Source organism: Mesorhizobium sp. M0698 (genome assembly GCF_040320455.1).
Classification (GTDB): Bacteria; Pseudomonadota; Alphaproteobacteria; order Rhizobiales; family Rhizobiaceae; genus Mesorhizobium.
Genome location: NZ_JAMYPQ010000003.1, coordinates 14,579 through 35,660 on the forward strand (window position 1 = coordinate 14,579; position 21,082 = coordinate 35,660).

Below are 21,082 nucleotides of genomic sequence, written 5' to 3' on the forward strand. Positions count from 1 at the left end.
CGATGAGCCTGGCAAGCACCGACACCATGAAAGCTGGGCCGTCCATGCTGGCGCGGCTCGTCGCGCGGCAGGAATTGGCATTGCTCCTCTGCCTCATCCTGGTGATCGCGTTCTTTTCCTTCACCGCCGAGAATTTCTTCTCCGTGCGCAACATCACCAATGTGCTCGGTCAGGCTTCGCTGGCGCTGACAGCCGGCATCGGCTGCGCCATCGTCTTCATATCAGGCGAGGTCGACATCTCGATCGGCTCGCTGCTGGCGACGATCGCGCTGCCGCTGATCATCATCATGAACGACACCAACTCGCTTGTGCTCGGCATCAGTGGCGCGCTGCTGTTCGGGCTGATCATCGGCGTCGTGAATGGCTATCTGACGGCCTATGCCGGCATCAACTCGCTGATCGTGACCCTGGGCACGATGTTCATCATGCGCGGCGGCGTTTATCTCTATACCGGCCAGCGTGCTATTCCAGACGATGCCGCGCTCGACAGCTTCATCGCGCTGTCGGACGGCCGCCTGTTCAACGTCGTTCCCTATTCGGCTGTCATCGCCATCGTCCTGCTCGCCGTCTTCGCCTACGTGATGCAGCACCGGCCGTTCGGGCGGCAGATCTATGCCGTCGGCGGCAATCCGGAAGTGGCACGGCTGGCGGGTTACGACGTGCGCCGCGTCAAGTTCACCTGCTTCATCATCAGCGCGCTGCTGGCGACGGTAGCCGGCATCATCCTGGCAGCCCGCGTCGGTTCGGCGCAGCATACGGCCGGGCTGAATTTCGAGTTCCAGGTCGTTGCCGCAACCGTGCTCGGCGGGGTGAGCCTTGCCGGCGGCATAGGCAGCCTGACCGGCATGGCGCTCGGCGTGCTGATCCTGCAGTTCCTGTCCAACGGGCTGCGCGGTCTCGGCCTGCCGACCGAGTGGCAACTGGTCATCACCGGCATGATCATCATTGCCGCCGTCGCCTTCGACGAAGCAAAGCGCCGGCACGCCATTGGAGGCTGATATGGATCGTCTCAAAGGGAAAACCGCAATCGTCACCGGCGCCGCCGACGGCATCGGCCACGCGATCAGCGAGGCGATGGCAAGGGAAGGCGCGCACGTCTTCCTCGGCGACATCGCCGACGAGAAGGGTGAAAAATTCGCAGCCGAGCTGCGCGCCGCCGGCCACCGCGCCGACTACATCCATTGCGACGTCGCGGACGAGGCCGATATCGCCGCTCTTATCGCCGCAGCCGTCGGCAAGACCGGCCATCTCGACATTCTCGTCAACAATGCCGCCATCGCCATCGGCGGCATGCCGGTCCATGAGATGACCGACGAGCAGTGGCACCGGCTGATCGCGGTCAACCTGACCAGCGTGTTCCGCGGCTGCAAATATGCGCTGCCGCATATGATCGCGCAGAAATCCGGCTCGATCATCAACATGGCCTCGGCGCAAGGTCATATCGGGCTCGAGGGCTGGACCGCCTATGCCGGCGCCAAGGGTGCGGTGATGGCGATGACGCGCCAGATGGCGGTCGAGTTCGGCCCGCTCAACATCCGCGTCAACTCGATCTCGCCCGGCACCATCAACACGCCGATGAACGACAAATTGGTCAAGGAGATCGGCGGCAATCTCGCCAAGGCCTGGGTCAAGATGCATCCGCTCGGCCGCATCGGCAAACCGTCCGAGGTGGCCGAAGCCGCCGTCTATCTGGCCTCCGACGCCGCCGGCTTCACCACCGGTACCGACCTGCGCGTCGACGGCGGCCTCACCGCAGCACCCCGCTACGTACCCGACCTGCTTTGACAACCAACGAGACATGAAATGAACAAAGCCCTCGAAGGCGTCCGCATTCTCGATTTCAGCCATCTGCTGCAAGGGCCGTTCGCCACGCAGCTGCTCGGCGACATGGGCGCCGACGTCATCAAGATCGAGCGCGCCGGCGCCGGCGACATGTTCCGTAGCATGACCTTTTTCGCCAAATGGGTCGGCGGCTCCGAAAGCCCGAATTTCCTCGCCTGGAACCGCAACAAGCGCTCCATCGCGCTCAACCTGAAAAGCCGCAAGGTGCATGCCATCATCATGGACATGGCCAAGAAGGCGGATGTGGTGGTGCAGAATTTCCGCCCCGGCGTGCTCGCCAGGCTCGGCTATGGCTACGAGGACTTCAAGGCAGTCAATCCCGGCATCATCTATTGCTCGGGCTCCGGCTATGGCGAGGAAGGCCCCTATGTCGAGCGTCCCGGCCAGGACATGCTGATCCAGGGTTTGTCCGGGCTGATCTCCAACACCGGCCGCGGCGACCAGGCGCCTGTTCCGGCCGGCGCCGGCCTCGCCGACCAGATCGGCGCCATGAACATGGTCTACGGCATCTTGTCGGCGCTCTACTATCGCGAGAAGACCGGCAAGGGCCAGAAGATCGAGGTCAATCTGCTCGCCGGCATGCTGGCGCATCTCAATCAGGAATATGTCGCCGTGCTCAATCTCGGCGAGGATTTCGTGCGCCCGAATTCCGGCATCGGCCACCCCGGCATGCAGGCGCCGTTCGGTGTCTATGAAGCGAAGGACGGCGGCTATGTGTCGATCGCCATGAGCCCGTTCAAGACGCTGTATGAAGTGCTGGAGGCGCCGCAGCTTGCTGTCTACGATGATCTGAAGACGCTGTTCGACAGGCGCGACGAGGTGTTCGACAAGGTCAACGCCGAAACCAGGAAGTTTGCCACGCAGGACCTGCTGGCGCGGCTGCTGGCAGCCGACATCTGGTGTGCCGAGGTGAAGGACATAAGGCGCGCAGCCGAGGACCCGCAGGTCAAGCACCTGGGCATGATCACCAGCTACGATCATCCGCGCGGCGGCAAGGTCAGGGTGGTCGCGCCGGCGGTCAAGATGAGCGAGACGCCGCCTACCATAGAGCGGCCGGCACCGCTGGTCGGCCAGCATGGCCGCGAGATACTGGCCGAGTTCGGCCTCTCCAGCGGCGAGATTGCAGCGCTTGAGGCGTCCGGCGACATGACCGTGGATGCTGTCTGACGATGAGCGTTTACCAGACACTCAGCTTGGAAATATCCGGGCGCGTCGCAGTCGTCACCTTCCGGCGCGCCGATCAGCTCAACGCCATGAACCAGCTGATGCAAAGCGAGATCACCGATGTTTTCGAGGCGCTGTCGCAGGATGACGGCGTCGGCGCGATCGTGGTGACCGGCGAGGGGCGCGGCTTCATGGCCGGCGCCGACATCAAGGAATACGCTGCCCAGACAGCTATCGAGTTCGACGCCTTCCAGGCCGCCGGCACGCGCATGTATGCGGCGGTCGAGAACAACCGCAAGCCGGTCATCGCCGCGGTCAACGGCTTTGCGCTCGGCGGCGGCATGGAGCTGGTGCTGTGCTGCGACATCGTCATCGCCAACCAGTTCGCGAAGCTCGGCCTGCCCGAGATCAAGCTCGGGCTGGTCCCCGGCGGCGGCGGCACCCAGCGCAGCGTCCAGAAGCTCGGCCGCAACCGCGCCAATTTTCTGCTGATGACCGGCGCCATCGTGCCGGCTTCCGAGTTCGTCGGCGCCGGTCTGGTCAACGAGATCGTCGATGCCGAAAGGCTGATGCCGCGGGTGCTGGAACTCGCCGAGATGATCGCCGCCGAACCGGCCGCAGCGATCGAAGGGCTGAAAGCGCTGACCGCGCATGCCGTGTCGGGCGATCTGGCCGACGGCCTTGCCATGGAGCGCGATGTCCTGGGTGGCCTGTACCGCAGCGAGACCGGCCAGCGTCGCGTCAAGGAATTTGCTGGAAAGAGCGCGACGCGGCCGAAGGCTGCGAAATGACGTCCCTGGTCAAGCAAAACCGGCCGCGCTTCACCGATGTCGAGGGCCTGGCCGCGATGGTCGGCGGCGGCGACGTCTTCGGTGTCGGTGGCCATCATTTTGCCCGGCTGCCGATCGCCTTGTTGCGGGCCATCGCCCGCATGGGCGTCAAGGATCTTCGCTATGTCTGCTGGGCCGGCGGCCTGCCGCTCGAACTGCTTCTCGAAGCGAATGCCGTGGCGGAGGTCGATATCTGCTTTTCCAGCCTCGATATTTTTGGCTTGCCGCCGCGCTTCCGCGCGGCTGCCGAGACCAATGCCGTGCCGGTCCGCGACTGGACGGCGCTGGCCATGATCCAGGCGCTGCGGGCGGGGCAGCAGAACCTGCCGTTGATGCCGTTTCAGCTTCCGGAGGGTTCGGACATGCTGGCGCGCGTGCCGGGTGCGATCGCCGCGCCCGATCCGATCGCGGGAATCACGACCGGGATCATCCCGGCCTTGCGGCTCGATACGTTCGTCGTCCATGCCCAGCGTGCCGACGAGAGCGGCAATGTCCAGATCATCGGGCCACGGGCGCTGGACTTCGCCATGGCCGGGGCGGCGCGCCAGGTGCTGGTCACGGTCGAGGAAATCGTCCCGGTCGGAGCGCTGCGGCATGATGGTCGGCAGAGCATTTTGACCCGCAACCAGGTGTCGGCGATCGCGCTGGCACCAGGCGGCGCCTATCCCGCCTCCTGCCTGCCATTCTATGTGACGGATTATCAAGCGTTGGCGGGGGCGTTCGCGGCCAAGGAAATACCTTTGTCGGACAGCCTGAGCATGCCTTCGGAAGGCGTGCCGGAGCGGGTTCAAGACGCTGCAAAAGTCCGCGCTGAAACAGTCCTCGCAATGCCCAGGCTCGTGCACGGCAACAAGGAGGCGTCCATCGACGAGATCATCGCCGCCCGCATCGCCGCTGAGCTCGACAATGAGAGCTTTGCCAGTGCCGGCGCGGTGTCGCCGCTCGCCAATGTCGCCTACCGGCTGGCCAAAGCGACGCACGCGCCGGACATGATCATCGCCACCATGAGTTGCGGCCATCTCGACATAGCACCGAGCCCGATGATCCTGTCGCTGATCGAAAGCCTCGATTGCGAGACGGCGGTGGCGTATGCCGGCGGCGACGACACCTATTCGACCTACTACCAGGCCGGCGCGGTGACGCATGAGATCGTCGGTGCCGCGCAGGTCGACCGCCGTGGGCGCGTCAACACCATTGCGCTGCGCAAGCGTGACGGCAGCCTTATCCGGCTGCCCGGGCAAGGCGGCATGGCCGACGTCGCCAACATGCATCGCGATTATCTGCTCTACGTCCCCCGCCATTCCGTGCAGTCGCTGGTCGAGACGGTCGAGATTGCCAGCTCGGCGCGCGGCCTGTTGACTGAGGCCGAACGCGAGCCGATGGGCTATCGGACCGGCGCGGCATTGGTGTTCACCGACCTTTGCGTGTTTCGGCTCGACGGGGAGAGCCGGCAATTGGCCGTCATCGAGACCATGCCGGGCGTGACGCGCCAGCAGCTCCAGGATGCCACCGGCTTTGCCCTGACATTCGATGCCGATTGCCGCCAAGTTGCGCTACCCTCGAACGAGACGCTCGACATCCTGCGAAACCGCATCGACCCGCTCGGCCTGCGGCGCCTCGAATTCGTCAGCGCCAGGGAGCGCAGCGCCCTGATCGCCGAGATCCTGGCCACCGACCGGCGGATGGTCGAGCGCTGCATCGCCGCACAGCGGTCGCATACTGCACCGGATTGAAGGGGGTGCGCATGGCAAAGCCGTTGCTCGAAATGTCGGCCGCGAGGGTCTTCTTCGATGGCATCTTCACCAGCCCGCGCGTCGCCCATCCGGAAGGCGTGGCCATCCATCGCGACGGCTCGATCTGGTGCGGCACCGAAACCGGCGACCTGCTGCGCTTGGCCGCCGATGGCGGCTCGGTCGAACGCATGGGCGGCACGGACGGCTTTCTGCTCGGCATCGCCTTCGATAGCGCGGGAAACTGTTTTGCATGCGATTTGAGACATTCGGCGATCTTTCGCTGGGATGCCGCGACGGCTGGTATGCAGCGCTTCGCCTCGGCCGGCATCCGCGTGCCGAACTATCCGATCGTCGACGAGACACGCGGCTGGCTCTACGTGTCGGACAGCGTAGGCGAAGACAACCGCTCCGGCATTTTTCGCTACGATTTGAAGACCGGCGAAGGCGGCCTGTGGTGCAGCGAGACCATGGCCTTCGCCAACGGCATGGCGATGGCACCGGGTGGCGATGGGCTTTACGTCGTGGAAAGCCATGCGGCCTGCCTCAGCTATGTGCCGATCCGTGCCGACGGCACGGCAGGACCTCGCCAGCTCGTCGTGGACGGCGTGAGCAACGTTCCCGATGGCGTCGCCTTCGCACCGGACGGGTCGCTGTTCATCTCTTGCTACGAGCCGAGCCGCATCTACCGCTGGCGAAAGGATAGCGGGCTCGAGGTGCTGATCGAGGATCCGGCGGCAACGACGCTCGCCCACCCAACCAACATTGCCTTCAAGGGCGACAAGCTCTACACCGCAAATCTCGGCCGCTGGCACATCACCGAAATCGACTTGACGGCGATTTCCTAGATCGGGCCGAACCGGGCGGCGCTGCCCTATCCCAGCCGCCCGTGACTCGATCGGATGCGCAACACCTGCACCCGCGACGGCAATTCGATCAGGAACTCTTTGTCCCGCTCGAGATGGTGGATTTTCGTCGGATCGCCGCCGGTGAACGCCGCCATCGCCTCGACATTTTCCCAATAGGAAATCGTCACGAATTCCGAATGGGTCGGCGTGTCCTCGCGAAAGGTCTGCACGCCCAGTGCCTTCTCGATCAGCGGCTTGATGCCGGCCTCGTAATTGTAACTCTCATAGGCATCCGCCTTTTCAGGCACGGTTCTGCCACGCCAGACACGGGCGATGGTCGGGGGTTTCTCTGGAGTTGTCTCTGTCATGGCCATTGAATTCCTGCTGGTCTGATTGGTCCACGGCGTTCGGCAAGGCCAGCCAAGGAATGCATCTCCCCGGCTGGCAGCCTGGTATCCACTTGCCGGCGACTTTTTATCCTCCCCGGCCGACGAGCTCGCGCTGCCCCAGACAGGCCTTCTTGCCGACCGGCAGGAGACCTATTCCTGATCCTCGGCGCCGCCTCCGTGGAAGAAGGACCGGATTTCCTGCATGTCGACGCTGCCGTCACCGTCCTCATCGACGGCGTTGAATATCCGCCCGACGAAATCCTGGACTTCGCTTTGAGAAAGCGCGCCATCGCCGTCCGCGTCCACTATGGCGAACATCATTCGCATCTTCGCGCCATGCATCCCGCGTGCAATGCCGCCGCGCCCACCCATCTCCCACCCTCGCTCAGGCGGGCCCATCCTGTAGCCGCGATGCCAGCGGTCGGGACCTCGCCGTTCCTCCCGGGGCGCGCGATCTTCCTGCATTCTCTCCTCCAGCATCTCGGTCATCATCTGGCGCATCATATCGCGCATGGCATCCTGGCTCTGCCCGCTCATTGCGGGCGACTGTTCGGCGCCACGATCCGGTGCCGGCGCGGCGGGCGCAGGTGGGCTCGTCTGGCCGAATGCCGGCGCGGCCAACATGGCCAGCGCCGCGGCAATTGCAGTGGTTTTGCTTGCGAGCGTCATCGTATTCTCCATCGGTATGAATTGGAGGCTGAACGTGTCTGCATCCAAGCCAAACCGGCTGCTCGCCTCATGGTTCCTGGGCAGTCGGCACGGCGGCGGAAAAGTCCGCCTGATCGCGGCAACGAAAGCGGCTCACCCACGTTGCCGTTGATGCAAAGCTCCACCAGGAGGAAAAAATGGCCGACGATAAGAGCAAGCGAGATTTCCGCGAGCGCGATCGCGTTTCTACGGAAGACGACCGTGAAGTCGAGTATTTTGCCCAACAGAACGGCATCACCGCCGACCAGGTCCGTCAGTTGATCAAAAGCTTCGGCAATGATCGCGGCCGGCTGACCGTAGCCGCGAAGGCGTTGCGAGGGATTTCACCTGCCGGAGCCGACGAGGTGACCAGGGAAGCCCGCCAGCAGGCGACACCTATGCATCTCGGCAAACCCGACGAGTGATGCCGGGGGGGCAACTGCTCTGCCGCTGCCGCGGGCATCAGAACTTGCGGCTCAGATAATCCGAGTCGCGCAGTCCGAACCGCCACTCGGCATCGACAGCCTTGGAAATGCCGATCCGGCGGCCTGTCAGAACGGCGCCGGCTCCGCTCGGCGGCCTGAATTCGAATGGCGGCAGGTCCAGGGGCAGCCCGTCATGGGATTTGTCGATTGCCAGCGCCTGGCAAAGGCGACCCGGTCCCGAACAAAGCAGCCGGGGGTCGTCAACGCCGCGATTGGCCCGCATCACCACCAGCCCGGATTGCGGTTCGATTGCGCGGATAAGCACGGCACTGCCGGGCAGGCACACGGCATTGAGGCACCAATGCAGGCCATAGGAGCGATAGACATACGCGCTGCCGGGGGCGCCGAACATTGCGCCGTTGCGCACCGTCCTGCCACCGAAAGCGTGCGAAGCCGGATCATCCGGGCGATAGGCTTCGGTTTCGACGATGATGCCGCCGACGCCGTGCAAGAGCAGCATCGCGCCGATCATGTCGCGCGCCACGGTGGTGGCGTCTCGGGCAAAGAATTGATGGTTGGTGGTCAATGTGCAGCAGACTCGATCACGCCTGAACTTGGCGCGTCAGAAAGGTCCCGGAACGGAAGCAAAATGTCCAGCCTCTGCGCGCCGCTGAACTTGGATGCGATATTCAGTGCAGCATGGCTGCGCCGATGAAAACCGCCGCGGCCAGCACGACGATGGCGGCAATCACCATGACTGGCCCATATCTGCTCGGTTGGACGTCGGGCTCATCCGTCAGCGGGCGCATCGCATTGGCATAGCTCGCCTGGTTGGTAAACTTCGGCGTTTCATGGCGCGCGGCAGGGCTCTTCGGCGGAGCGTTGCCGGCGGATTCCGCGTCCGTTTCCATGGGAGCCGCAGCCGGATCGATGCCCGGGGTCTTGTCCCCTTCGCGCCCGGCATCGATATCGCCCCGCGCCTGAGCCGGGCTTCGCCCAAGAGGTGCTGCGTCGGTCATCGTCGAGGTCCTTTCAGAGCATCGGCCTCAAGCATTCTAACCTGCGTCTCATTTCAAAGTTCCCCCGTTTCAAAGTTCCCCCCTTTTCAAAGTGCCAACGAGCGGAAACCGCCTAGGCCTGCTTCCAGGAACAACCGGCGATCGAGCGGGTTGAGCAAGCATCGGGAGAGCAACATGGACTTGGTGCGCCACGCGCCCAGATCGGCAGCTCGAAACAGGCTCCAGCGCATGATCTACTTCACCGCCGACACGCATTTCAGCGACCCGCGCATTTTGCGCATCGACCGCCGCCCGTTCGGCTCGCTGGCGGAACATGACCGGTCGCTCATTGCGTTCTGGAACGAGACTGTCGGGCCGGACGACGAGGTCTGGCATCTCGGCGATTTTGCCAGGGGATCGGCCGCGTTCGTGTCGTCGCTTCTCGCGTCTCTTCATGGCAGCAAGCATTTGATCATCGGCAACAACGATGCTGCGGCCACCATCGAGGCAACAGGTTGGGCGAGCACCCAGCACTACAAGGAGCTGGCGCTCGACGGCAGTCTGCTGATCCTTTGTCACTACCCTTTTCGCACCTGGAACCAGATCGGCAGGAAATCGATCGACCTGCATGGCCATTCCCACGGCAGGCTGACCCCGGTCACGCGCCAGTATGACGTCGGCGTCGACAGCTGGGATTTTCGTCCGGTCACGCTGACCACCATCCTTGCCGGCCGCGGCCGAAGGGCGGCGCGGCAAAGCCGTCAAAAAGTCGAGTGATCGAAAGTGCCGGCCGTGCGTTGAGGAATTTCAACGCCAGGGAGCACGCCATGAACAGACGTGAACTGATCGATGCCGACGGCGGCAATCATGCCGCAAAACCTATTCCGCGCGGCGCGTTCGATAGCACCTTGGCCCTGCTGCGCGAAGGCTATGATTTCATTTCAGCCCGCTGCCGGCGCATGAACACCGACATCTTTGCGACGCGCCTGATGCTGCGGCCGGCAATCTGCGTCCGCGGTGCCGAGGCTGCCGAGATGTTTTATGGCGGCGACCACTTCACCCGAATTGGTGCGATGCCGCAGACCACGCTGCGGCTGCTGCAGGACAAGGGCAGCGTCCAGGCGCTCGACGGCGCCGCTCACCGCCACCGCAAGGCGCTTTTCCTGTCGATCCTGTTGGATGGTGACCAGATCGAGCGGCTCCGCGCAACCTTCCGTCGCGCTTGGCTCGACCAGCTGGAAGACTGGCAGCGGCGTGACGAGATCGTCCTGTTTGACGCCGTAAACCTCGTCCTGACCCAGGCGGCAGCGGATTGGGCCGGCATCCCCGCCGACAAGGATCGCCCCGAACTCTGCCGCGAGCTCAGCGGCATGGTCGAGAACGCCGGCGGCATTGGGCCGTCGACCATGCTGGCGCTGTGGCGGCGACGCCGGACCGAACGCACTATCGGCGAGCTTGTACGGCGCGTTCGAAGCGGCGCGGTTGATTTGCCGGCAAACAGCCCGGTCCGCCTGGTCAGCGAATATGTCGATGCCGAGGGAATGCCGCTCGATGTTGCCAGTGCTGCGGTCGAGATCATCAACATCATCCGGCCAGTTGTCGCCATCGGCCGCTTCATCATGTTTGCGGCGCTGGCGCTTCACCAGCACCGCCAATGGTACGATAAGTTCGCCGCCGGCGATGACGACGGGCTGGAAGCCTTCGCCGAGGAGGTTCGCCGGCTCTATCCGTTCTTCCCGTTCATCGGCGGCCGCGCCCGCCACCCCTTCGAATGGAAGGGCTACCGCTTCGGCAAAGGCGACTGGGTTCTGCTCGACCTGCACGGCACCAACCACGATCGCCGCCTGTTTGTGGAGCCGGACCGATTTATCCCGGAGCGCGGCTTGAGCTGGAAAACCCACGGCTTCGACTTCATCCCGCATGGCGGCGGAGATCCGGCGACTACCCATCGCTGCCCCGGAGAAGCCGTCACCGTCGCGCTGATCATGGAAGCGGTTCGCCTGCTGACGCGGTCGATGGCCTACCAGGTGCCTGATCAGGATATGACCGTCTCGCTTGCCCGCATGCCGGCGCGGCCGAAATCCGGGTTCAGGATAGATAATGTGCGGCGAAAACCCGGCTGAAAGGCTGCCGGTCGAACCGGAACCTCTGCGCAGCTGAGGCGTTCGAAAATTGCAAGGCGTAAAGGCAAACGCAATGGCTCAGAAGATCACGACAGGCGCGAACGACCGGCCGCGCAATGAAACCATCGGCCAATCCGGCGAAGGCCTGCCGGACGACAGCAGCAGGCCGCTCGAGGTCGACGAAGGCTGGGTCGCCCGGCTGAGAAACAAGCTGCAGGGCAAGCCCCGGCAAGCCGGTCGGACCAACACGGACGAAGTCCCCGCAGGCACTCCAGGCGCTGGCGAGAATATTTGCCGCCGCTGTGCAGGGTCAGGCATGATCGACGGCCGCACCTGCCCCGAATGCGGCGGAACCGGCAAGGTGATAACGCCGATAGGCGGAGGCTGAGCAATTCCAGGAAAAGTGTGAAGCGGTTTTCCGTCCGGTATTTGCGTCAAACAATAAGATAGACCGGTTCTGCGTTTCCGCGGAACGATGAACCGTCCAGCGCCGGTCAGATCGCCGGCACCCACTTCCAGAACACGCCTTCCTTGCGTTCGGGGTAGTGCTTGAACTCGCATTCGAAGCGCCAACCGTAATTCTTGGCGGCGGCAAGCGCCTCCTTGCTGACCGGGTTCATGCCGGTTCCCGGCGCAAACCAGTCCTCCAGCAAGTCGTCGGGGATATAGGCGCCGATCCTCAAAGGCAGCTTTTCGAGGACGACATCCATTTCGGGCGGTGCGGACACGGGGCGCTCCTTTCGAGAACTACCCAGAAAAGTTTTCCGAAGCGGATTGGGTTCCAGGCCACCGGTTAGATAAAACGTGAGCGCGGTGGGCAGGACTGATTCGACGTTCAGCTTTACGAGGTGGCGATGCAGCAATGGTCGACCGAGCGGCTAAAAATTCTAGTGCCTGCCGGCCGGGCGCGCTAGCCCCACGCCGCACGGTTCAGCTAGGTGATCGTATTGTCGGTTCGTACGGCCTCGAGCGCCTGTATTGCTGTCGTCGCACCTTCTACTTCTTGCCTGGAGGGACTAGGTGCGTTGGCATGCGTTTGCGGGTTTAAAACGCCAGCGCGGTACATCCGAAGATCATTAAGTATTGGCCCCAATCTCTGCGCACGATTTTGGCCGGGTAGAGCAGTCCATGCAGCTATTGCATTCAACAAGACTTCAGAATCGTTGTCTTTGGGATTCATCGTGAAAGCCGTTTGAACTCGGCGTCGTTCGCAGAAACGCTTCAGACCCCACTCGAACGCCCTTCTCGCTGATGTTGCGGCCGAAGGAATTGCATTGGCCGCGAGCTGCGCCGCGCATTCGTCCAGCGTTGCGCGAAGCACATCGCCGTTGGGCGTCTTCACCGATGGGGTGGCTCTACCACCATCCCCATCAGCGTAGATCTCGGCCCAGGTCCATGCATCTGAACCATCGTGGAACTGACGGGCCATATCGAACCAGACCCGATCGTGGGTAAGGATCACAGTCTGCCAATCCGGAAAATATTCTCGGAGTAGGCGAAGCACGGGAATGCGATTGTCATGATCAAGGCCGATCAAAACATCATCGAGAACGAGCAGTTTCAGTCGTTCGCCGCCTTCCGGCACGCAGGCAAGGCGCCCGCCGAGATACATCGCTAGCGCGAAAGCAGAAAGGCGCGCCTCGTTGAGAAACGTCTGGGGCGTACGCAGGTCCTTGCCGTTGAAAGCGATCGCGGGGAATAGCTCCCGTCCGGTGATAATCCGGTCCCGCTTCCACCATTGGTGCTGATAGGTGACCCCGCCAAATGTGAATGATTTGACCTCGACGGAAGCACCTAGCATTGTGTGAACCAGCTTAACTAATCGAGGATGCAGGGCCTCAAGCGCTATGCGGAAGCCTTCGTTGAATGCAATGCAAGCCTTCTGAACCGGCTCTAGCGAACTATTGTAGTTCCAGGGCTTTGAACGCTCAATTTCCGCCCAAAGTTGGCCGATCGTCTTCATGATGCCGCCTTCCGTTGCCACAGCAAAATCGGCGAGCAGCACCGTCACCGAGATGTCGAAGAGATTCGGTCGATCGTTGCCGTGGATGTAGTTGGTATCCAGAAGAGCACGATAATCGAGGCACGATTTCCGTAATGCGGCTTCAGCTACACGCGCATCAGCGCCGGGCAAGCGTATAGGATGCCGAGTGCTCGACCAAGGAATTGAAGGAGTTCCGTCGTTGAACACAACATCTATCCGAAAGTCTGTGTCGGGTCGGCCCGAAAAGACATTCTTGACCGAAGCGATTACCGGCGGCCGCATTGCGAAGAAGTGGCGCAACGCTTGAAAGATCGACGACTTGCCGGCGCCGTTTTCCCCATAGACCAGCAGATTCTTTCCTGCCAGATCAAACGTGATGGGGTTCGGAAAGGCACGGAAATCGCAAAGAGAAAGTGTATTGATCCGCAAGGCCTTTGGCGCCGCAGCTTGCTCGCCAGCGGGAGGTGGTACGACATTGATTTCCTGGGTCATTCCTTGCCCTCAATAATACGCACGACCTCGAGGGCCTGTAGATCGAAGAGCATCGCGTATAGCGGGTGCGAGGACACGAACACACGATTGCTGAACTCCTCGGCCGCCTTCACCAGCACCACACCTTCTAGGCCCGCGAGCTGGCCAAGACCCGCGCGTTCAGCCTCGTCGAACAGGGTAAGGCCTCGGGCATGGAGATCGGTTTGGAAGAAGAGTTCATAGACGAGCCCGTTGAGTAGTTGTTCAAGACGGTTGTCGTCACGATTGCCTATGATTGCCAGAACCAGCGTCTCGATCAGCGCCTGTTGCGATTTCGGAGCTTTCGGAATCGGAATCTGGGAAACGTATTGCTGCGTAAACTCAAAAAAACCACCCTGCTTGCTCGCAAAAGTGTGCTGCGTTATCCACCATGAGAGCGCGCTATTTAGGATTCCTATTATATATTCAATATCCTCATGTACAATGAAGCTCGCCTTGTTCACACAGTAGAATGAGTCATAGTCCAAGGCATATTGAGCGCTGCCTTGAATTTCAGGGACAAATATTTTTGGCTTTTCGAACGACTGCCAATACGCAACATTGTCTTGGATTTCATACCATTTGTACGAACCGGCCTTCCGGCCTCTCCATGCTCCATTTTGAGCATCTTTCCAGCTTGAGGGCTTGGGAGCTAGCGCCTCCTGATGGCGTGCAAGGTGAGCCGCTATCGCCGGATAGGCTTCAAGGTCAATCCCCTGCCGCGTGAAGATCAGCCACAAGTCTTGCGGTTCTACGCGCCAGCGCTTGATATCGCGTCCACGCAGAAATGGCTTGATGATTTCGGCGGAGCTCGCATGATCGGCGATCAGCTGATCCTTGGTTTGTCCGTCGATGACGAAGGCGTCATTGAAGCCGGTTTTGATGCCATAGTAGAAGCACCCCTCAACGTATTGGCCAAGCGGCATGCCCGCCGCTCGGATGCGTTCCAAAAGCCCGCGTTCTGCCTGCGGCTCCAGTTGCCAGCCATCAGTGGTAAGCGCCCTCTGCGGCATGTCGAAGCCGATCTCATCCACCAGCTTCGGAAAGCCCTCGACCTCGGATTTGTCACGATCTGCCGGCCAGTTCATCACACGCAGGCTATCGGTATCTTTCGGCATCTGGACCAGAGCAGTGCGGCGTGTGGCAATGATGATGGTGGGATAGGCGATGGCGTCGAACACTTCGGCGTCGCCGAAATCGACAATGCGGCGGAGCTTCGTCTGCCTGTTCATCCAGCCGCGCAAGTTCGTGCCGTACTTGGCGCGATACCATTTGTTCGACGTGATGTAGGCAAAGGCGCCACCGTGATTGAGAAGTTCGACGCCGCGCTGGATGAAGTAGACAAACAAATCCGCTGTGCCCGCGTAGGCGCCGAGCGGGTTCCCATTTTTGTCCTTACCGCCATAGTATTTTTCGAGCAGCGGCTTCTGATCCTTGATTGCCTCCTGGCGGACATAAGGGGGGTTGCCGATGACGAGATCGAACCGCGCGGACAGGCCGAACATCCATTCGGGATCGAAGAAGGGGGCGGCTGCATTTTGATCGAATGGGTCCCACGACGCCATCAGCTTCGCATCTGTTTCCGGCAGGCCGCGATCGGATTTGAGAAGGTCCGCCAGTTCATCGCGCAGGCGGGCGATGTCCTCGCGACGCAGGCGCTTCGTCCGCGCTGTGCGAGCGCTGAAGTAGCGAGCGTTCATGGACTGGAGTTCAGCTTCCTTCTCCGCGATCTTTGTATTGCGGAACAGATCGGTTTGAGTGGACCTCTCGATCGGGATCAGACTGTTGGCAGCGACGAGCTTGGTTTCCAGATTGGGAAGCGCCGTGATATTGGCGTTATCCTGATCGCGGTCGATCTTCTGGCTCACCACTAGTGAGATGAAGAAGCGCAGCTTCGCGATCTGCACGGCAATGGGTTGGATATCGACACCGAACAAGCATTTATCGATTAGATACAGCTTGCGCGCGTAGTCCGGCTTGTTAGCGTCCGAGAAATCGTGATCGAGTTTAGCAAGGACGGCTTCGGCCTCGTCGATCTCGGTTTCGCGGCGAGAAGGATCGGGTGTTTGCTTTGCCGCCACCAGGCGGATTTCGAGCGGGCGTCGGTTCTGTGCCTTCCACCGTGCGTTGTCCGGATCAAGCCGGTGCAACACATGTATGAGTTTCTGAAGCAGGCCCATAGGGAACGCGCCCGATCCGCAGGCCGGATCAAGCGCCTTCAAACCGTCGATCGCGGCGATCAGCGTGCCTGTTTCGGTATTGCCGAACGGGTTGCCGCTCTCTTTGAAAGATAGGAGGCTTCTTAAGCGCGAGCCAAGATCGGCGCTGTCGGCCACTGTGCCGCCGTTCGACTGCGACGCGCCGGTAAGATCGAACTCGCCGGGCATTGCCATGTCGAGCGCCTGCTGCTTCGGCTTACCGCGCTCGGGCTCCACGGGCTTTGTCGACAGGCGGCGCTCGAAATACGCCACCAGCGCCTCATCGACCATGTAGTCGACCACTTCGCGCGGGGTGTAGAACGAGCCGGATTTCTTGCGCGCCGTAGTGCGCGTGTCGGCGTTGTAGCTTGCCAACAGGTTCTCGAAGACCTTGCCGAGCAGTTCCGGATCGAGCGCTACCTCTTCCTCGACTGGCGTGTTCTCCTCAACAGTGAATTTGTAGCGGGAGAAGAGTTCGATCAGGCCATCTGCCTCATAGGTCCTGCCCTTGGTGTCGTATTCCTCGTTGAGATCGACCTTCTCGGCCTTGGCGAAGAAAATCTTGTTGGGCACCTTAAGCGGGTTTTCCGTGCGCTCGGAGAAGCCGTCGATGCGGATGACATCCCGCGTGCCTTCTTTGACTAGGCGCCACCTAAGATCTGGATTGCGTTCCAGATCGCGCGCCGAGACTTCGCGATCCAGGCATTCGAAGAGCCCGCCATTCAGGAACGGAACCTGCTTGAACAGCCTTAGTGCATCATCAGGATCGCGGAAGGCGTCCCGGAACCGATAGACCGTGTGGATCAGATACTGTCCATCGAGGCCGCCAGCGGTCGCCTTGGTTCTCCATTTCCGATCATCGGACATCTCGGTGTTGAGGGTGGCGAAGAACAGGTTTTGCAACACCGCCTTATAATAGGTGCTGCTCTCGCGTCGGAGGGCCGCGTCTTCGTTCAGCAGCTTTTTCAGCTCGACCGGATCAAACAAGGCATCGGGGACGAGGTCCTTTTCCTTGATGAACCAGACAAAGATAAGCCGTGTGAGAAGGCGGATGACCGCTATCTGGTTCTGTGCCTCGAAGGCTTCCTTCTTAGCTTTCGGATCGGACGCGTTGTCGCGCGCGCGGAAGGCTGCAGGGAACTCGACCTGCTTTACCGACCAGAAGTACCAGTTCGCCAGTTCCTGATAGAATTTCTTGTTGAGCGTCTGCGCCGACAGAGCCTCGATCCAGCCGTCATAGAGATCCCGAAAATTCGTTGGCGTACCACGTCCGCGCACTCTCACATTGGCCAGCGCGATATCGCAGAGAATATCGACATGAGCGCGATGTGGCGCGGCAAGTTTGATGTCTTTGACGATCGAGATGCGTTTTTCGACGACATCGCGCGAGCCGTCCTTCTTGTTCGGGCGGCGGTCGATGACGGCGAGCGAAGCGAAGCCACCGTGCTTGAACAGGATCAAGGCCGGCATCGGGAACAGCCGGTTGATCTCGCGGGTGATACCCGCCAGCGCGCCACGGCTCCACTCCTCACCCTCAAGTTCAATCGCCAGGAAGACGAAGGACTCGATGATCGAAGTTCGATAATCCTGCTGGCTCGCAAACAAATCGCGGTTGCCTTGAGCAAGGATCGGAATTTCGTCGTTTGTCAGTTGGAATAAGAAATCAACGTGTTTCCATTTGGCTGTCTGGGCGTCGCGCTTGGTCGCAAGTGTCTCTGACCTGTCGATGAACTGAAGGAAGGCTGCTGGCGTGCCGTCGAGATCAACTGTCTTGCGGCTGGCGTAACCAAGCGCACCAAAAAGCCCCGTGGTGGCCTGCTTAGCGGGATGCCCCGCCAGCGCCTTCAAAGCAGCTTGAACCTGGGCGCGCATGTCAGACATCGGGGGCTTCCGTTTCCCGCTTGATGACTAACCATGTCACGAGATCGAAGTCGGAAGCCGTTTTCGGCAGTTTTGTATCGTCGACCAGCTTACCGCCGCGCCCGGCGAAAAGATTTCCGATATTCTTCTTGTCGGACTGGGATGCAATGGCGCTGATGGCGGCGTCAAGCAAGGTGCTGTACCGCCCCATTGCCCTGCCGTCCGATGTCTCTTCATCGAACAAGTTGCAGAGCTTTGCATACGGCTCGGTTTTTCCCTGGCAAACCGCACGGAAGATTTCCAGCACCTGCTTCGGCGCCGTGAAATTGTAACGGATTTCGCCTGTTTCGCGCGCATAGACAAGAAAATATGGCTGGAGCGGGTTTACCGTTTCGGTTCCCGTCGACGTGATCAGTTGCTTGAGGCAGTAGATCGTTCCGGGCTGAATGGTGGGATAATCAGGATGCGGCGGCACCACCGCATAGAGTCCTAGCGGTGCATCGTTGAGCCGTTCACGGTTCGCCTCGATATAGCCCAACAACTCTATCCTGAAATCGTCGAGCGTGAATTCATTCAAGGCAACCGATTCGTTGAAGTCCTCAAGGTCGAGAACCTCATCCTTCAGGCGGAGCAATTGCTTGTCTCGATAGCGGAGATCGTCTTGGATTAGCTCTTCGATATCCTTGGTTTGAAGGATGTTGTCCTCAGATGTTGCCGAGATATCGACAAGCGCCATACGCGCTTCGACCCGATTTTTGAGGTTGATATATTTGTTGAGATCGGGCGTGGGCCAGAAATTCACCAGTTGGATATCGCGGTTAAGGCTGCCGATACGATCAATTCGCCCGAAGCGCTGGATTATCCGAACCGGGTTCCAGTGAATGTCGTAGTTAATGAGATAGTCGCAATCTTGAAGGTTCTGGCCTTCCGAAATGCAGTCGGTGGCGATCATAATGTCGATCTCGCCATCCTGCGGCATAGATTTGATCCTTGCGCGTTGTTTCGCGCGGGGTGAAAAATTGGCCAGAATTTGCGAAAACTCGGCCTTTCCGAAGGTCGTGCGGTTTGACTTCGAGCCTCCGGACACAAGCGCGATGTGAACGCCAAGCGTCTTACGCGCCCATTCTTGCAAGGAGTCGTAAAGATAGGCGGCGGTGTCAGCGAAGGCGCAGAACACAACGACTTTGCGATTCTCCTCGCCTTGAGTGTTGCGTTCGGGATACCTGACTTTGTGCTCGATTAGCTTCTTAATTTCGGCCAATTTCGCGTCGCGAGAACTATCGACGGATTTCGCTGCATCGGCGAGCAACGCTAGCTGCTGTTTGTCCGTGGCGAGGTCCTTTAGCCAACGATCTACATCGAGGTGCGCCATCTCGAATTTGAGCTTGGAGCCGACCTGAAAGGCTTGCGTCAGATCCTCGTCGTCTTCATCCTCGGCTGCAAATAAATCAGGCTGCAAAGCTTCGGCCGTTGCCCGTGTGTGAAGCTTGTAATCGCGGAGCCGCTTCTCAAGCCCCTCAATCTTTGTGAGTGTCCGTTCCATCGTGATCGCAAAAGCGTGGACCGAGCTTTCAAGCCTCTTGAGAAAGTTGACCTTGATCATCCCGATCAGGAACCTTTCGCGATTTGCTTGCGAAAAGTTCGCGATCTTCCGCTCTTCGTATTCGGCCGAAAAAGAGGGCAGGACGTATCGCGAAGGATTGAATAGCGAGAGTTCGTATTTCGAAATCTCGTCGTTCAGCCGATCGTAGGACAGAAACCTGCCCCTAAGATCGATCTCGGAAAACACCGAAAGCGGTTTGCGGCGCCTTGGAAAATGGCCGATCTTTTCGAGCGATGCTCGGTAGTACTTTTTGATGTGGTTCCGAGACCTGGCAATCGTAAGCTCGTCGAGCAGCGTAAAGAATGCTGCCGGAAGTCGATCCATAAGGTCGCGCGCATCTCGTTCGCCGCTGCGCCGAGCCCACTCCATGAAGGTCCTTTGAGCGGTAGATAGAGTGTCTTTGATGCTGTTGATCGCCAAGTCTGGAGCAAACGCCGCGTCGCGGCCTTCCGTGACGAAGTAAACTTGGTTTCGAAGATCGCGAAGATCGTTGTTGACAGGAGTCGCCGACAGCAAAAGGACTTTGGTCTTGACGCCCTTCTTGATCACATCGTCCATAAGCCGTTCGTAACGGCTTTTTCGGACGATGTTACCGTCCTCGTCGCGCTTGCCCTTGGTGTTGTTCCTGAAGTTATGTGATTCATCGATCACGATCAGATCGAAGTTGCTCCAGTTGATCGTTGATAGATCGATCCCGTCAACCTTCCCGGTTTCGCGCGACAGGTCTGTATGGGAGAGCACCGTGTAGCTGAAGCGATCCCGCAGGAACGGGTTCAGATCGCTGTTGTTATGCGCGAGGAAAACGGTCCAGTTATCCCGAAGTTTTTTAGGGCAGAGCACCAGAACCCGGTGGTTTCGGAGCTCGAAGTACTTGATTACCGCGAGAGCCGAATACGTCTTACCTAGACCGACACTGTCCGCAAGAATGCAGCCGTTATGCGCGTTGATCTTATGGATTGCACCTTTCACACCGTCTTTCTGAAAATCAAAAAGTGCGTTCCAGATATCCGTGTCGACGATCGCGGTTTGCTCGAAAAGTGCTGCATCCGCGTCTTGTCCCGAAATAAACCGCTCAAACACATGGTAAAGCGTCTTAAAATAGATGAACTCTGGCGGATGATTGACGTAGAGCTGTTCCAAATAGCGAAGAACTTCTTCCTTTACATCCGAAACGAGGTTCTGATTATCCCATATTGCGTCGAACCATGCCTTCAGGTCCGAGCGATCGCGGTCGCTATCTACGATCAGGTTGAGTTCGATGTTTGGCGCGCTTGATATACCCAATCCACGCCGGGTGAAGTTTGAGCTTCCAACGATCGCATGCTCACGACGGCCGTCGTCGACGTGATACATTTTCCCATGGAGGAAATTTGCGTCGAGAACAGAACGAATGTCGACCTTTTCGTTCAGCCAGTGGGCGCAATCGAACGCCACTTGTCGTTGCTGGAGGCGGTTTGCGAGCTCCAAACCGTCGTCTTCGAGAGCGAACCGCTTCCGCTCCGTTTTCTCAGGGTCTAAGGATCCGATGAACCGGGGCTCACCGAATAGGAACCGCAACCGATCAATTCCATCGAGAGTGGGCTTGAGGGCTTGGTAGGCATGGATTGTGAAGTATGCTGAAACAACTGACAGCGCACTTCCATCCAAAATCCTTAACTTCAAGAAGTCTGCGACACTTCCTCGCGAATGGTTATCGCGTATTCCGCTCATCGATCCTGGCAACAAATCAGCCATCTTTCCATCCCGCCGTAGGCGACGGATCAATAGCTTTCTCGGTCGCCGCGTGTTGGCTATAACCGATCGCGGGTTGCATCACCATAAAAACTAAGTGCGCCAAGGTTAGCAATTTTGATGTATGCCCGTGTCAAGCGACGAGCAGAAATTCCAAATG

General features: G+C 60.0%; 18 protein-coding genes. 10 read left to right on the forward strand and 8 right to left on the reverse strand.

Translation table 11 applies throughout. The features are described from left to right. Nucleotides 1-2: 2 nt before the first annotated feature. Genes NKI16_RS07715 through NKI16_RS07740 form a run of 6 tightly spaced genes read left to right on the forward strand, consistent with a single transcriptional unit; the run spans nt 3 to nt 6,414 of the window. On the forward strand, nt 3-998 hold the full coding sequence (locus tag NKI16_RS07715) for an ABC transporter permease (RefSeq protein WP_352571836.1): 996 nt from the start codon (nt 3-5) through the stop codon (nt 996-998). A 1-nt stretch (nt 999) separates the two neighbouring features. Continuing rightward, nucleotides 1,000-1,785: an SDR family NAD(P)-dependent oxidoreductase gene (locus tag NKI16_RS07720; RefSeq protein ID WP_352620545.1), complete on the forward strand. Its 786-nt coding sequence runs from the start codon at nt 1,000-1,002 to the stop codon at nt 1,783-1,785. A gap of 18 nt (nt 1,786-1,803) precedes the next feature. Beyond that, nucleotides 1,804-3,009 (forward strand): CaiB/BaiF CoA transferase family protein, encoded by a 1,206-nt coding sequence (locus NKI16_RS07725; RefSeq protein ID WP_352842732.1) that lies wholly within the window; start codon nt 1,804-1,806, stop codon nt 3,007-3,009. A 2-nt stretch (nt 3,010-3,011) separates the two neighbouring features. Continuing rightward, the gene (locus NKI16_RS07730; protein ID WP_352637335.1) at nt 3,012-3,797 is read left to right on the forward strand and encodes an enoyl-CoA hydratase/isomerase family protein; all 786 of its coding nucleotides are present in this window, start codon (nt 3,012-3,014) and stop codon (nt 3,795-3,797) included. Further along, nucleotides 3,794-5,569: a CoA-transferase gene (locus NKI16_RS07735; RefSeq protein ID WP_352783014.1), complete on the forward strand. Its 1,776-nt coding sequence runs from the start codon at nt 3,794-3,796 to the stop codon at nt 5,567-5,569. The genes NKI16_RS07730 and NKI16_RS07735 overlap by 4 nt, the downstream gene beginning before the upstream one ends. Nucleotides 5,570-5,580: 11 nt before the next feature. Continuing rightward, nucleotides 5,581-6,414, forward strand: coding sequence for an SMP-30/gluconolactonase/LRE family protein (locus NKI16_RS07740; RefSeq protein ID WP_352588733.1), 834 nt, complete (start codon nt 5,581-5,583; stop codon nt 6,412-6,414). Between the two features lie 26 nt (nt 6,415-6,440). Here NKI16_RS07740 and NKI16_RS07745 read toward each other — a convergent pair whose 3' ends face one another. Together NKI16_RS07745 and NKI16_RS07750 are read right to left on the reverse strand one after the other, a co-directional pair. After that, on the reverse strand, nt 6,441-6,782 hold the full coding sequence (locus tag NKI16_RS07745) for an antibiotic biosynthesis monooxygenase family protein (RefSeq protein ID WP_352588730.1): 342 nt from the start codon (nt 6,780-6,782) through the stop codon (nt 6,441-6,443). A gap of 171 nt (nt 6,783-6,953) precedes the next feature. After that, the gene (locus NKI16_RS07750) at nt 6,954-7,472 is read right to left on the reverse strand and encodes an EF-hand domain-containing protein (protein ID WP_352588727.1); all 519 of its coding nucleotides are present in this window, start codon (nt 7,470-7,472) and stop codon (nt 6,954-6,956) included. A 176-nt stretch (nt 7,473-7,648) separates the two neighbouring features. Here NKI16_RS07750 and NKI16_RS07755 point away from each other — a divergent pair, with 176 nt between their 5' ends. Next, nucleotides 7,649-7,915 carry a DUF3606 domain-containing protein gene (locus NKI16_RS07755; RefSeq protein WP_023677031.1) on the forward strand — a complete coding sequence of 89 codons (267 nt, stop codon included), beginning with the start codon at nt 7,649-7,651 and terminating at the stop codon, nt 7,913-7,915. Nucleotides 7,916-7,952: 37 nt separating this feature from the next. Here NKI16_RS07755 and NKI16_RS07760 read toward each other — a convergent pair whose 3' ends face one another. Further along, complete coding sequence (locus tag NKI16_RS07760) at nt 7,953-8,501, reverse strand: DNA-3-methyladenine glycosylase (protein ID WP_352783011.1); 549 nt, start codon at nt 8,499-8,501, stop codon at nt 7,953-7,955. 103 nt (nt 8,502-8,604) lie between these two features. Then, on the reverse strand, nt 8,605-8,934 hold the full coding sequence (locus tag NKI16_RS07765) for a hypothetical protein (RefSeq protein WP_352783008.1): 330 nt from the start codon (nt 8,932-8,934) through the stop codon (nt 8,605-8,607). 228 nt (nt 8,935-9,162) lie between these two features. On the opposite strand from NKI16_RS07765, the gene NKI16_RS07770 reads away from it, so the two are divergent. The 3 genes from NKI16_RS07770 (at nt 9,163) to NKI16_RS07780 (ending at nt 11,424) form a co-directional block, all read left to right on the forward strand. Beyond that, the gene (locus NKI16_RS07770; RefSeq protein ID WP_352617723.1) at nt 9,163-9,690 is read left to right on the forward strand and encodes a metallophosphoesterase; all 528 of its coding nucleotides are present in this window, start codon (nt 9,163-9,165) and stop codon (nt 9,688-9,690) included. Between the two features lie 50 nt (nt 9,691-9,740). Next, a complete protein-coding gene (locus tag NKI16_RS07775) occupies nt 9,741-11,036 on the forward strand; it encodes a cytochrome P450 (protein WP_352783006.1) in 1,296 nt (431 codons plus the stop codon). A gap of 73 nt (nt 11,037-11,109) precedes the next feature. Further along, a complete protein-coding gene (locus tag NKI16_RS07780) occupies nt 11,110-11,424 on the forward strand; it encodes a hypothetical protein (protein ID WP_352783027.1) in 315 nt (104 codons plus the stop codon). A 106-nt stretch (nt 11,425-11,530) separates the two neighbouring features. Here NKI16_RS07780 and NKI16_RS07785 read toward each other — a convergent pair whose 3' ends face one another. From NKI16_RS07785 to NKI16_RS07800, 4 genes are all read right to left on the reverse strand, one after another. Next, nucleotides 11,531-11,764, reverse strand: a complete 234-nt coding sequence (locus NKI16_RS07785) for a hypothetical protein (RefSeq protein ID WP_352682983.1) — start codon at nt 11,762-11,764, stop codon at nt 11,531-11,533. A gap of 206 nt (nt 11,765-11,970) precedes the next feature. Continuing rightward, nucleotides 11,971-13,512: an AAA family ATPase gene (locus NKI16_RS07790; RefSeq protein ID WP_352697290.1), complete on the reverse strand. Its 1,542-nt coding sequence runs from the start codon at nt 13,510-13,512 to the stop codon at nt 11,971-11,973. After that, nucleotides 13,509-17,609 carry an Eco57I restriction-modification methylase domain-containing protein gene (locus NKI16_RS07795; RefSeq protein ID WP_352697288.1) on the reverse strand — a complete coding sequence of 1,367 codons (4,101 nt, stop codon included), beginning with the start codon at nt 17,607-17,609 and terminating at the stop codon, nt 13,509-13,511. Before NKI16_RS07795 ends, NKI16_RS07790 begins: the two co-directional genes overlap by 4 nt. Continuing rightward, the gene (locus NKI16_RS07800) at nt 17,602-20,925 is read right to left on the reverse strand and encodes a helicase-related protein (protein ID WP_352697286.1); all 3,324 of its coding nucleotides are present in this window, start codon (nt 20,923-20,925) and stop codon (nt 17,602-17,604) included. Before NKI16_RS07800 ends, NKI16_RS07795 begins: the two co-directional genes overlap by 8 nt. Nucleotides 20,926-21,082 lie beyond the last annotated feature (157 nt).

Excerpts from the sequence above, each read along its gene's own strand:
- NKI16_RS07715 (WP_352571836.1), top strand. The coding sequence starts at position 3 with ATGAGCCTGGCAAGCACCGACACCATGAAAGCTGGGCCGTCCATGCTG.
- NKI16_RS07720 (WP_352620545.1), top strand. The coding sequence starts at position 1,000 with ATGGATCGTCTCAAAGGGAAAACCGCAATCGTCACCGGCGCCGCCGAC.
- NKI16_RS07725 (WP_352842732.1), top strand. The coding sequence starts at position 1,804 with ATGAACAAAGCCCTCGAAGGCGTCCGCATTCTCGATTTCAGCCATCTG.
- NKI16_RS07730 (WP_352637335.1), top strand. The coding sequence starts at position 3,012 with ATGAGCGTTTACCAGACACTCAGCTTGGAAATATCCGGGCGCGTCGCA.
- NKI16_RS07735 (WP_352783014.1), top strand. The coding sequence starts at position 3,794 with ATGACGTCCCTGGTCAAGCAAAACCGGCCGCGCTTCACCGATGTCGAG.
- NKI16_RS07740 (WP_352588733.1), top strand. The coding sequence starts at position 5,581 with ATGGCAAAGCCGTTGCTCGAAATGTCGGCCGCGAGGGTCTTCTTCGAT.
- NKI16_RS07745 (WP_352588730.1), bottom strand. The coding sequence starts at position 6,782 with ATGACAGAGACAACTCCAGAGAAACCCCCGACCATCGCCCGTGTCTGG.
- NKI16_RS07750 (WP_352588727.1), bottom strand. The coding sequence starts at position 7,472 with ATGACGCTCGCAAGCAAAACCACTGCAATTGCCGCGGCGCTGGCCATG.
- NKI16_RS07755 (WP_023677031.1), top strand. The coding sequence starts at position 7,649 with ATGGCCGACGATAAGAGCAAGCGAGATTTCCGCGAGCGCGATCGCGTT.
- NKI16_RS07765 (WP_352783008.1), bottom strand. The coding sequence starts at position 8,934 with ATGACCGACGCAGCACCTCTTGGGCGAAGCCCGGCTCAGGCGCGGGGC.
- NKI16_RS07770 (WP_352617723.1), top strand. The coding sequence starts at position 9,163 with ATGATCTACTTCACCGCCGACACGCATTTCAGCGACCCGCGCATTTTG.
- NKI16_RS07775 (WP_352783006.1), top strand. The coding sequence starts at position 9,741 with ATGAACAGACGTGAACTGATCGATGCCGACGGCGGCAATCATGCCGCA.
- NKI16_RS07780 (WP_352783027.1), top strand. The coding sequence starts at position 11,110 with ATGGCTCAGAAGATCACGACAGGCGCGAACGACCGGCCGCGCAATGAA.
- NKI16_RS07790 (WP_352697290.1), bottom strand. The coding sequence starts at position 13,512 with ATGACCCAGGAAATCAATGTCGTACCACCTCCCGCTGGCGAGCAAGCT.
- NKI16_RS07795 (WP_352697288.1), bottom strand. The coding sequence starts at position 17,609 with ATGTCTGACATGCGCGCCCAGGTTCAAGCTGCTTTGAAGGCGCTGGCG.
- NKI16_RS07800 (WP_352697286.1), bottom strand. The coding sequence starts at position 20,925 with ATGGCTGATTTGTTGCCAGGATCGATGAGCGGAATACGCGATAACCAT.